The organism is uncultured Lactobacillus sp. (assembly GCF_945290125.1).
GTDB classification, from domain to species: domain Bacteria; phylum Bacillota; class Bacilli; order Lactobacillales; family Lactobacillaceae; genus Lactobacillus; species Lactobacillus rizhaonensis.
Genome location: NZ_CALYQV010000060.1, coordinates 1 through 11772, shown reverse-complemented (window position 1 = coordinate 11772; position 11772 = coordinate 1). Strand labels below are relative to the sequence as shown.

The following is an 11772-nucleotide window of genomic DNA, read 5'->3' as shown; positions in this document are numbered from 1 at the left end:
TCCTTTTGAGGAAATGAAGGATAAAGAAGAAAGCAACGCTAAAAATTAAGAAAATTGCTCCCACTAGCTAGTGAGTGTCATAAAAAATAGAATTTTTTCGTATTGCGAAAATAATTCGATGCCACTGCGAAAAACTATGCTAAAAAGCCATATTTGTTCATCACTATCTCGAATTATTTTGTCCACTATTGGATTAACGTTGTAAATTAATGGCTGATTAATAAGATAAAACCAACTTTGAACTGCAGGTCAAAGTTGGTTTTTTATATATAATTTGTAATACTGATAAGAAATTTGGGGGTCATATATTAAAATCGTTCATACTTTCTGCGATATGAACTGGGAGTGAGCATGCATAATTGGCGAAAATTTCTTTCAAAACTGTTAACTGAACTAAAGCCTGTCTGTTCGCTGATGCTACTAATACTGTCATCAGTGTATTTTAATAAATTACAACTTCTTTGTATGCGGTAATAATTGCGCAAATAATTAAAAGAATGACCGGTCTTTTTAGAAATTAACTTTCCTAAGTAAGCTTTATCATAGTTATATCGTCGAGCCAATTCCTTCAATTTGACGGTATCACAGTCCATCTTAATGGTATTAATGATTTTGGAAAAGTTATTAGTATGGACATCATTGTAAGTTTTAAAATTATTTGTCTCGCTTAAACTTCTGAGAGCATAGGATAATAAAATAGAAATAAGGTTACAACAAATTTCATTTGATTGTGGTAAGGAAGAATAAGATTCAACAAATATGTTTTGAATTATTTGCAATATTTTTTTGGTGATTTGAACGTTAAAGGTTAAATAATTTTCGGTGGAACTATAAAGACATTTATTAAAAAAATCCGCCAGTATGTTATCAGCTTTGATTAAATTAAAAAATGAATCATCAAAAGTACTTTTTTTCATCACAATACAGATAACGATACTTCTCTCAATGACTTCTATTTTATGAGCAGTACCAGGGGAAATTATTACTAAACCACCTTTTTGTAGGTTACAGACTGAATTATTAGTAAAAAACTTAGTTTCTCCTTCTAAAACAAGATCTATTTCAAAATAATCATGTTCATGAAAGTGTACTAATTCATTTTGAAATTGTAGTAAAATTTTGGCGTCTTTTTCTGCAAACATGAAATAAGACTCTGACACATTTTTGTATATCTGTTGAGGTTTTTGAATAATTGGTGTTACATCAACAGTTAAATTTTGCAAGCCTTGATAGAGTGAAAAACTATCATGAGCCATGGTTAAAGAATTTACATTTTTAGGCAATTTATACGAATAATTGCTTTTTTGGTATAAATGAAAAATTGCATCTAACAAAGAAATTTTTTGATGTTTTGATAAAAAACAGAAAGACAAGTACTTTTGAATTGCATCGTAAGACATATAAATTCGACGATTCATTTTTTCTCCTAACACTAATTTTGTTAAATTTACCACTAAAAAGTATATCTGGTTAGTTTATGAAAGCGCTTATAATTACGCTTGAAAGTAAAAATGGAGGCAAATATGAACGAATCTATTTCATTAAATTATAACTGGAAATTTCATTTTGGTGAAATCCAAAAGCCAAAATTATTGGCAAAAAAGTCTTATGCTTTTGGAGGATTAACGGCACCACTTGAAAATGAAACTGGCAATATTCTACCAGTTGGTCCCGGAGGCAATCACTTCTTAAGCTTAATATCTAATGGCGATGTTAATAAGGGCTTACAAAATTTAGCTGGGACGGAATTTGTTAAGTCTTTAGATAAAACTTGGCAGGCAATAAACATCCCTGATGATTGGAAGAGACGGGAACCCTATCAAAATGATTCAAGTACTTTGATGACAGGGTCTAAGAATAACGGAATAGCGTATTACCGTAAGACGTTTAACCTACCAAAAGAATCGCTAGAAGAAAAAGAGTATTTGCTACATTTTGATGGCATTATGGGGTCAAGTGATGTTTGGTTTAATGGTTGTTATTTAGGACATAACGACAGTGGATATGTGGCAATCGATTATGATATTTCAGCAATAATCAAATTTGCGCGTACTGGTGACAATGTTATTCTTGTGCGCACGGATACTACCACTGGTTCAGAAGGATGGTGGTATGAAGGAGCCGGAATTTATAAAAATGTTTGGCTTGAAGTTAGAGATTTAGTCCATTTAGAAAGCGATGAGTTTTACTTTAGGACAGTGGAAATAAATGAGAAAAATGCCAAGATGATGGTTAACTTTGCTGTCAAAAATGATCTGGATCATCCCGTTTCTATCAGGCCAAAAATAAAAATTAATCAAAAGATTCAACTTCATTTTGAAACTGTAACTTTACAATCCCGGTCTGCAAGACAGTTTAATAAAATATTTGCGATTAAAGCGCCAAAACTGTGGTCGCCTGAGCATCCCAATTTATACCAAGCAAGATTGGAAATTGAAAATGACTTTTTAGAACGAAGTTTTGGTATTAAAACAGTCAGCTATGATGTCAACGGATTTCATTTAAATGGATGTCTTTATCAATTGAAAGGTGTATGTGAGCATCAGGACTTCGGTGGAGTGGGAGTTGCTTTGAATCAAGACATTATTGATTTTAAGGTCAAAAGGCTTAAGAAAATGGGGGTTAATGCCCTTAGGAGCGCACACCATTTTGCTTCAGAAGAATTGTTAAATGCATGTGACCGCCTAGGAATAGTTTTAATTGATGAAAACCGGCTTTTAGAAGCTACACCATGGCGATTAAATAATTTAACCAAAATGATAAAGAAAAGTCGTTGCCATGTATCTATCTCATTTTGGTCAATTGCCAATGAAGAAATTATTGGCAACACAGAGTACGGATGCCGCTCAGTAAAAAAGATTACTGAAATTATTCGTAGTTTATCTCCGGATACTTTATTAATTTCTGCAGAATTGTTAAATCCTGAGGGAAAAGTAAATGACAATTATCTTAAGTATTTTGACATATTAGGTGTTAATTATCCTGAAGCCGATGTCATGGGCAAAGGAGCTGAACTTATTCATCAAAGTCATTCTGACTTACCTATGATGTGTACTGAAAATGCGTCATACTTTTCAACTCGTGGTATTTACAAAGATGATGCTGTAAACTGTCACACTAATAATTTTGGCTCTCTGTACTCAATGGTTTTACCCGGTAAAAGAAAGCCTGGTGATCCGGGAGTAGGGGGCACTGCACGCCCTGAAACTGTGATGTCTTATATACATGAGCATGAATATATGGGTGGGGTATTTTTATGGACTGCTTTTGATTATTATGGCGAACCATCACCTTTTGGCTGGCCGGGGATTAGTTCTCAGTTTGGAATTATGGATTTAGGTGGCTTACCTAAAGATTATTTTTACTATTATCAGGCTCAGTGGCAGGATCAGCCGGTACTTCATTTGATGCCTTCATGGAATAAGACTGATTTAACAATTGAAAATGGTCAAACTAGGGTTAGAGTTTTTTCAAACCTTGATGAAGTCGAACTATTTATCAACCATAAAAGTTTAGGTAAAAAAGTCGTTAAAAACTATGAATGTGATTGGCTAGTTGAATATGAACCGGGAGAGCTTTTAGCCAGGGGATACGTAAAAGATAACGTTTTGCTAGATGATAAAAAAGAAACCAGTGGCAAAATAAGTAAAGTAGATACTAGTGTTTTGTATCATGGTAAAAAATGTACTTTATTTCAATTGAAAGCAATTGATAAACAAAATAACTTTGTTCCTGATGATAATCACTTGTTAAAAATTAAAGCGGAAAATGGACAGATCATCGGATTAGTCAACGGCAATCCTTCAGATATCAGTGAATATTCCTTAAGCAAAATTAAACTTTTTTCTGGTAAAGCAGTTGTAATTGTCAAACATGAAGAAAAAGTTTTGCCGCAAGTTTATGTGGAATTTATTTAAGAAATGAAGGTAACTTTGATGACTAAAAGACAAATTTTAAAGGCAATAGGTATATTGAGTATGAACTTGCTGTTAATGTTGGGTACAGCTGTCACGTCAGCAATTGCAGCAATAGCAAGGTCATTTTCTACAGAACCCATTTCTAAAGTACAACTGTTAGGTTCAATACCACAACTTGGTCAAATTATTTCTACAATATTTTTTGCATATTTAACTTTTAAAATGACCCGTAAAAATCTAGGTTTAATGGCGATTTTATTTGTAACAATTGGTGGCTTAATTCCGGCAATTTATAGTAGCAGTCTTAACTTGATTTTAGCCTGCATGGTCCTAGTTGGCTTTGGCACAGGGACTATTACTAATGTTGTACCAGTTTTATTGCAGGAGAATTTTACAGGAGAAGCACGTGCCACTACCATGGGGTGGGCTACCGGTGTTACGAATGTTGGCATGATGATCTTTACCGCATTGGGTGGCATTTTAGGTAACAGCAATTGGCGCAATCTGTTCTGGATTTATGGTTTAGGCTTGGTAGTTTTTGCGCTTGCGTTGTTTTTAATTCCACGAGATCAAAAACTTGCTAGCACTAATCAGAATGAAACTAATAATGCTAAAAAAATGGGCTTTTGGTCCTTATTAAAACATCTTAGTGGCTATGTTTACGTTTTGTATTTGGTTAATTTTATGCTTTCAATAGCAATGATGACTTTTTTATCCAATCAATCTATTGTTTTAGCAGGACAAAACAAGGGTACTGCTTATGTAGCAATGGTTACGGCGCTAGGTAATATTGGCGGTATCATTACTGCAGCATTTTTAACTTATATTAGAAAGCTTACTAGGGATGATACGATTGCCTGGGGTTTCATTGCATTCGCATTATCTTTCATCTGCATAATATTCTCATCTAACGTTATTTTGCATATTATCGGTAACGCCTTTTCAGGCATGGGAATCGTGTTAGTTAACGCAACTGCGCCATATGAAATGTCAATTTTAACTGATCAAAAACAATTTCCACTAGCAGTTTCTATTAACACCTTAATTGGTTCATTGGCAGGGATGTTTGTGCCAGTGTTACTGGCAGCTGTAAAAATAGCACCGGGCCGCGATTCTTTTTTAGCAGGAATAGCTGTTTCAGTAATTACAGCGTTAGTTTTATTACTGACTAGGTTCGGATCAAGAGTAAAAAAGAAGGCAGAAGATAATAATTGATTTATTGTAGGAGAGAAACAAAATGTTAAATTTTAAAATAAATTCAAATTCAAAAAAATTGTTTTCACATTATTGGGAAATGTGTGTTGGCAGTAGTCACGCTTATACTGCGTTAAGAGCAGATTATCAAGAACAATTAACCAAGGTACACCAAGATATGGGTATAAAATATGTCCGTTTTCACGGCTTATTTGACGATGAAATGAGTGTCTGCGTCGAAAACTTTGATTTTACAGGTAAGTCAGAAGGCATCACCTATAATTTCGTTAATATCGATAAAATTTATGATTTTTTAATCAGAATTGGGATGAAGCCCTTTGTAGAATTAAGTTTTATGCCAAGCTGTTTAGCTTCTGAAAAAAATAAAATCTTTCCGTATGGTGGCAATAATTCGATGCCTAAATCTGATGAGTCATGGGAAAAGTTAATTGCCAAATTTATAGAGCATATCCTTGAGCGTTATGGCAAGGATGAGGTTGAATCATGGTACTTTGAAGTATGGAATGAGCCAAATTTATCCCGCTTTTTCTCAGGTACAAAAGAGGATTACTTCCACTTGTACGAAATAACAGTAAGAACGGCTAAGAAGATTGATGAAAAACTGCGCTTTGGCGGACCAGCCACATCTTACAATTCATGGATACCTGATATGATTGACTTTTGTCAGAAAAATAATTTGCCTCTGGACTTTGTTTCGACACATCATTATCCAACAGATGATCCTTTGTGGGAAAGTGGCATGGATATTGATGAATTTTTTAAAAAGACTAATGGCGTTCCACAAGATTATCCTCGAGGAATACTCAAAGTTATGACTTCTAAGACAAGAGATGAAGCCAAAAACTACCCACTATTTTACACAGAGTGGAGTGTTTCAGCGATGGTTGGCGATTCCGCTCATGATACTCCTTATGGAGCAGCGATGGTGGCTAAAACTTTAGCTGACAATGATGGACTAGTTGAAGTATATGATTATTGTGAATTTTCAGATATATTTGAAGAAGAATCTCAAAAACCAGGAGTATTTCATGGTGGTTTCGGCATGCAAACAGTTGATGGAATCGAAAAGCCAGTTTATAGGTTGTTTGAAATATTCCACAATCTCGGTGATCAAAGAATAAATGTTGAAGATAATAATAATGCTACTGCTGAAATCTTAGCTGTCCAAAAGGGAAATAACTTACAAATCGTGGCGTATAACCATAATGTACCAAAAGAACCAATTAAAACAGAGCAATTGAAAATAGATCTAGATAAGACGATAAGTGGTATATGTGAAATAGAAAGAATTGATGAAGATCATGCTAATCCTAAGAAATTGTGGCAGAAAATGGGAGAACCAACTTATGTTAGCAAAGACCAAGTTAAAGAATTGCGTGTCGCTTCGCAGCTAAAACCTGAAAGTATAAAAATACAAAATGGCAAGATTAACTTAGAACTAATGCCACAATCATGCGCATTGATTACTATTCCTGATTATTTTGAATAACCATAAAAAGAGTCTGGAGAAAAAACTATTCTCTCGGATTAACAAAAAGCGTTGAACTTGATGGTTCAACGCTTTTTAGCATGCGAAAATACGGTTAAGGAAACATGCAAAAGTCGAAAATAATCTAAAAAAGAAGCTTATAACCTTAAATTTGTAAAGAGTGATAAAGAGCCTGACTTAATAGTCAATTTGGTGAGGTAAGAAGAAAAAGGCAGGTAAAACATCATTTCTGGGGCTTTACTTGCTTTTTTCGTTAAAAGAATTAGTTTCTTCTCGGACTCATTCTGTCTCATATAAATGAAAGATTTAATGATGATTCATTACTTAAAAAATAAGATCTATAAAAACTATATTTCAATTGATTTATTCTTTTGCCTGAACTGCTTAGGTGTTTCACCAAATTCTTTATAAAATTTATTATAGAAGAAAGTAGTATTCTTTATACCTACATTTAACATAATATCTGTAATTGACATCGATGTTTCTTTTAAAAGTAACTTTGCTTTTTCTAACTGTGCACTAATTTTAATTTGTGTAAAGTTTTTACCAGTTGTATTCATCAATAATTTATAAATTGTACTGGTTGAAAAGTGAAATTTATCTGCTAGTTCATTTAGAGAGCAGTTGCCATCACAATACTCAATTTCCTGAAGTATCATTAGAACGTTCTTGTCATTATCGTCAATTATTAAATTCTGGCTAACATCGCTAACCAAACGACTTAAATAAAAAAGCAATACTGAACAGTAGCTTTCAATTACATGGATACTGTTTGCCTTTGGAAAATAATGCTCTCTCAAAATCATGTCAAATACAACAGCAAATTCCGGCATTTTAGAAGTATGAAAAATTAAGAAATTGTCAAAGCACCGTTTTCCTATAACTGCATTTAATAAAAACTCACTTAATACATTTGAACCATTAAATTGCGATAAAAATACTGACGAGAAAAATTCCTTTTTAAAAATAATATTGAAAACAATATCGTCCTTGCTTTTATATTCCGCACTGTTCACAACGTCAGTATCTAAAATGCAAATATCGCCTTTTTTTAAGGTTATCCTCTTACCATTAATTAAAAATGTGCATTTGCCTGAATATACATAATTCATTTCCATATCTTTATGTAGATGAGGAGGAATGATAGTATATCTTGTTTCTCTGATCATACCAACATTACAACCTTTTAGTGTATTAATAAAATCAAAAAAATACACTTTTTTACCATTATAATTTTTAGTTTTCAATGATTTATAAAAGGGACTTAGCTTATTTTTATTCTGTAAATGCCATTTTTCACTATCAGTAGTTTGATAAATTTGTTTATTTAGTATTCTTTTCATAATTCTTTTATTGAATATGATAAGACTCTTAAGCAATTATGATATTTAAAAAGATATTTACTGCTTATATTATAGCATTGTAAGCGTTATATACAATGGATATAGGAAGGGAAAAATATATGATAAAAAGAGATTATGATAAAAGATATTTACTAGGTGGTGCAATTGCATGCTCTCAGGCTGATGGAGGATTTCGAGAAGGAGGTAAAGGGATCTCCACCCAAGATTTACGGTATTTAAATCCAGCATGGACTCCAGAGCAAATTGAAGAAAAGCACCAAAAAGACCCGTTTTCAAAAAAGGAATATGATACTGCTTTAAAAAGCGATGGCACAAAATATTATCCATTCAGACGGGGAATTGATTTCTACCATCATTATAAAGAAGACATCAAACTTTTTGCTGAACTAGGTCTACAAATTTTTAGAACTTCAATTAGTTGGTCACGAATATTTCCAAATGGAGACGATGCTGTGCCTAATGAAGAAGGTATCGAGTATTACCGTGACATGTTTTCAGAATGCCACAAATATGGTATTAAAGTATTTGCAACAATGGTTCATTATGATATTCCGGTTAATTTAGTTGAAAAATATGGTGGTTGGAAAAACAGAAAGATTATCAAATTCTTTGAAAGATATGTAACTGTTTTATACAAACGTCTCGGTGATTTAGTCGATTTCTGGCTTCCATTTAATGAAATTAATGCAGCTAAATTTTCTCCTTGGGATGGCGTCTGTCTTATACCAGGAGAAGAGGAAAATATGGATCAAAAAATTTTTCAGTGTCTGCATCACCAATTTTTATGTAGTGCAAGAGCTGTTCAGTTAGGCAGGAAACTGGTTCCCGGAAAACCAGTTGGTGCAATGATTGCTCGCTTTACAACGTACCCAGCTACATCAAAGCCAGAAGATAACTTACAAGCAATACAAGATGATCAATATTCGAACTGGTTTTATCTAGATGTACTTGCACGCGGTTACTATCCAGAATACATGAAACGGTATTTTGATAAGATTAATGTTCACATTCATTTCGAATCTGGTGATGCCGAACTATTAAAAAGCGGAACCGTGGGATTTGTTTCCTTTTCTTATTATTTTTCACAAGTATCTACAAATGAAGCAAATTGGGAAAAAACAGCCGGTAATTTAATTATGACAAAGAAAAACCCTTATTTAAAGGAATCAGAATGGGGCTGGCAAATAGATCCAATCGGCTTGCGCTTCACCTTAAATCAAATTTATGATCGATATCACTTACCAATTATTGTTGCTGAAAATGGTTTAGGTGCTCATGATGTACTAACTGAAGACCATAAAGTTCATGATGATTACAGAATTGCCTATTTGAAAGCACACATAGATCAGCTTGACGAGGCTGTTAAAGATGGCGTGGATTTAATTGCTTACACAATGTGGGGGATTATTGACATAGTCTCATGTGGGCCTTTAACAATGGACAAACGTTATGGTGTTATATACGTAGACTTAGACAATGCCGGTAATGGAACTGGAAAGCGTTACAAGAAAGACTCTTTTTATTGGTATAAAAATAGAATTAAGCAACACAAGAAAACAAATTTTAATAAGTAAAAAAGAGCAATGGAGGTACTAATATGGAAAAAAGGGAGCTAGCAGAAAAAATTATTGATTTTCTTGGTGGGCCAGAAAATATTAATAATTATTGGCATTGTGTTACCAGATTAAGATTTACAATCAATAATGATGAGAAAGCACAACTATCTGAAATTGAAAAATTACCTGGAGTTTTGGGAACAACAATTAAAAATAATCAATATCAAGTTGTTATCGGTCCCGGCGTGGATACACTATTCTCAGCAATAGAGCAAATTTTAGGTGTTAGTAAAAATGAGGATAACGATGCTAAAAAAGAAACTTCGCATAAAATTAGTGGAAAGTTAATTTTGGATGTTATTTCTGGCGTCTTTCAACCTATTCTGCCCGCATTAGTGGCCGGTGGTATGTTAAAAGGAATTTTAGCAATTGTTTTAGCTATCTCTCCAAGCCTTGAAAAAAATACCACAATGGCATTATTTAACTTAATTGCTGATGTTCCTTTTTACTTTTTACCTTTTCTACTGGCAATTTCTTCATCAAGGAAGTTCAAACTAAATGAATTTTTAGGTATTTGTATGGCGGGGGCACTACTTTATCCAACATTTGTAGCTAAGATAGCTAGCGGAAACTCCGGATTAACACTATTTGGGTTAAAAATTCCAGTTTTTAATTATGCTACATCGGTTTTTCCAGTAATTTTAGGTGTCGGGCTTATGGCCGTAATATATCATTTTATTGATCGCTTCATTCCTGATGTCTTAAAGCTAGTTGTTGTTCCTGCTATCACTTTAATTATAGCTGTTCCGCTTGCAATGTGGATTTTAGCACCATTAGGTGCTTATGGTGGTCTATATTTAGCAAAGGGTATAGTATGGCTGTTTAATAAAGCTGGGTTATTGGCTGGATTCCTATTAGGTTTTTTTATGCCACTGATCGTTTTAACAGGCATGCACCAATCAACTTCACCAATTCAGATACAAAATATTGCAACTCTAGGCTATGATTACTTATTACCTGTTTCTTTCGTGCATAATATGGCTGAGTCTGGAGCAGCATTAGGAACTTCTTTAAGAATGAAGGACAAGGAGTTAAGGGCAGCTGGACTGTCTACTAGTTTTTCTGCGTTTATTGGTATTTCAGAACCGGCCTTATACACAGTGAATGTTGTCCATAAGACATCAATGATAGCAGCAATGTGTGGTTCAGGTTTTGGAGGCATGTTAACAGTCCTATTAGGGGTCAAATGTTATGCTTTTGTTATGCCTGGGATTACTTCTTTACCGGTTTATGTAAAAGCTGGCCAAGGATTCGCAAATGTCTTATTGATGATTGTTTGTTTAGTAGCTTCTTTTTTGGTAAGCGCACTAGTAGCATTAATTTTAGGTGGTAAAGTTGACAAAGAAAATAAAGCAAAATCTGCAAGTAAGAGTCGCGTTGAAATTGTTTCACCTACTTCAGGTATGATCGTGTCACTTGAAGATGTTAATGATCCAGTTTTTTCTAAGAAAACAATGGGTGAGGGCTTTGCTATTAAGCCTACTTCTGATGAAATTTATTCTCCAGTTTCAGGAAAAGTTACTATGCTTGCAGTAACAAAACATGGAATTGGTATTACAACAAGTGAAGGGGTGGAAGTTCTTCTACACTTGGGAATTGATACGGTTGAATTAAAAGGGGAACCTTTTCAATTATTTGTCCATAAAGGTGATCATGTTGCAGCTGGTCAAAAAATTGCATTAATGGACATTAAACAAATAGAAAAAGACGGAAAGGATCCAACCGTTATTTTTGTAATTACTAACTCAAAAGATAAAATCAAAAAAATAGATTTTGAATATACCAAGGGAAATATTTCCTTTGGCAGCAATGTTATGTCAGCAGAATTAATATAGAATAAAAAGAGTCTGGAGAAAAAACTATTCTCTCGGATTAACAAAAAGCGTTGAACTTGATGGTTCAACGCTTTTTAGCATGCGAAAATACGGTTAAGGAAACATGCAAAAGTCGAAAATAATCTAAAAAAGAAGCTTATAACCTTAAATTTGTAAAGAGTGATAAAGAGCCTGACTTAATAGTCAATTTGGTGAGGTAAGAAGAAAAAGGCAGGTAAAACATCATTTCTGGGGCTTTACTTGCTTTTTTCGTTAAAAGAATTAGTTTCTTCTCGGACTCATTTGTTTACTGTTAGAACTGCTTGCAAAAGTAACGGAAAAATGTTGGTCAGAAAA

General features: G+C 33.6%; 7 protein-coding genes and 2 pseudogenes. 6 read left to right on the top strand and 3 right to left on the bottom strand.

Annotation, left to right across the window (positions count from 1 at the left end; all coding sequences use genetic code 11):
• Positions 1-308: 308 nt before the first annotated feature.
• Positions 309-1418, bottom strand: a complete 1110-nt coding sequence (locus Q0K80_RS08655) for an AraC family transcriptional regulator (RefSeq protein WP_294605466.1) — start codon at positions 1416-1418, stop codon at positions 309-311.
• Positions 1419-1523: 105 nt separating this feature from the next.
• Between Q0K80_RS08655 and Q0K80_RS08650 the strand changes: the two genes are divergently transcribed.
• From Q0K80_RS08650 to Q0K80_RS08640, 3 genes are read left to right on the top strand one after another with little or no spacing between them, the layout of a single operon-like run.
• Positions 1524-3917 carry a DUF4982 domain-containing protein gene (locus Q0K80_RS08650; RefSeq protein ID WP_294605464.1) on the top strand — a complete coding sequence of 798 codons (2394 nt, stop codon included), beginning with the start codon at positions 1524-1526 and terminating at the stop codon, positions 3915-3917.
• A gap of 18 nt (positions 3918-3935) precedes the next feature.
• Positions 3936-5132 (top strand): MFS transporter, encoded by a 1197-nt coding sequence (locus tag Q0K80_RS08645; protein WP_294605462.1) that lies wholly within the window; start codon positions 3936-3938, stop codon positions 5130-5132.
• Positions 5133-5154: 22 nt separating this feature from the next.
• Positions 5155-6621, top strand: coding sequence for a hypothetical protein (locus Q0K80_RS08640; protein ID WP_294605460.1), 1467 nt, complete (start codon positions 5155-5157; stop codon positions 6619-6621).
• A 347-nt stretch (positions 6622-6968) separates the two neighbouring features.
• Here Q0K80_RS08640 and Q0K80_RS10420 read toward each other — a convergent pair.
• Positions 6969-7217 (bottom strand): annotated as a pseudogene (locus Q0K80_RS10420) (AraC family transcriptional regulator); the annotation flags it as partial.
• A gap of 165 nt (positions 7218-7382) precedes the next feature.
• On the opposite strand from Q0K80_RS10420, the gene Q0K80_RS10415 reads away from it, so the two are divergent.
• On the top strand, positions 7383-7475 hold the full coding sequence (locus Q0K80_RS10415; RefSeq protein ID WP_365935541.1) for a hypothetical protein: 93 nt from the start codon (positions 7383-7385) through the stop codon (positions 7473-7475).
• Between the two features lie 135 nt (positions 7476-7610).
• Here Q0K80_RS10415 and Q0K80_RS10410 read toward each other — a convergent pair.
• Positions 7611-7790 (bottom strand): annotated as a pseudogene (locus Q0K80_RS10410) (cupin domain-containing protein); the annotation flags it as partial.
• Between the two features lie 293 nt (positions 7791-8083).
• On the opposite strand from Q0K80_RS10410, the gene Q0K80_RS08630 reads away from it, so the two are divergent.
• Together Q0K80_RS08630 and Q0K80_RS08625 are read left to right on the top strand one after the other, a co-directional pair.
• A complete protein-coding gene (locus Q0K80_RS08630) occupies positions 8084-9559 on the top strand; it encodes a family 1 glycosylhydrolase (RefSeq protein WP_220221033.1) in 1476 nt (491 codons plus the stop codon).
• Between the two features lie 23 nt (positions 9560-9582).
• The gene (locus Q0K80_RS08625) at positions 9583-11436 is read left to right on the top strand and encodes a glucose PTS transporter subunit IIA (RefSeq protein ID WP_220232975.1); all 1854 of its coding nucleotides are present in this window, start codon (positions 9583-9585) and stop codon (positions 11434-11436) included.
• The last annotated feature ends 336 nt before the right edge of the window (positions 11437-11772 follow it).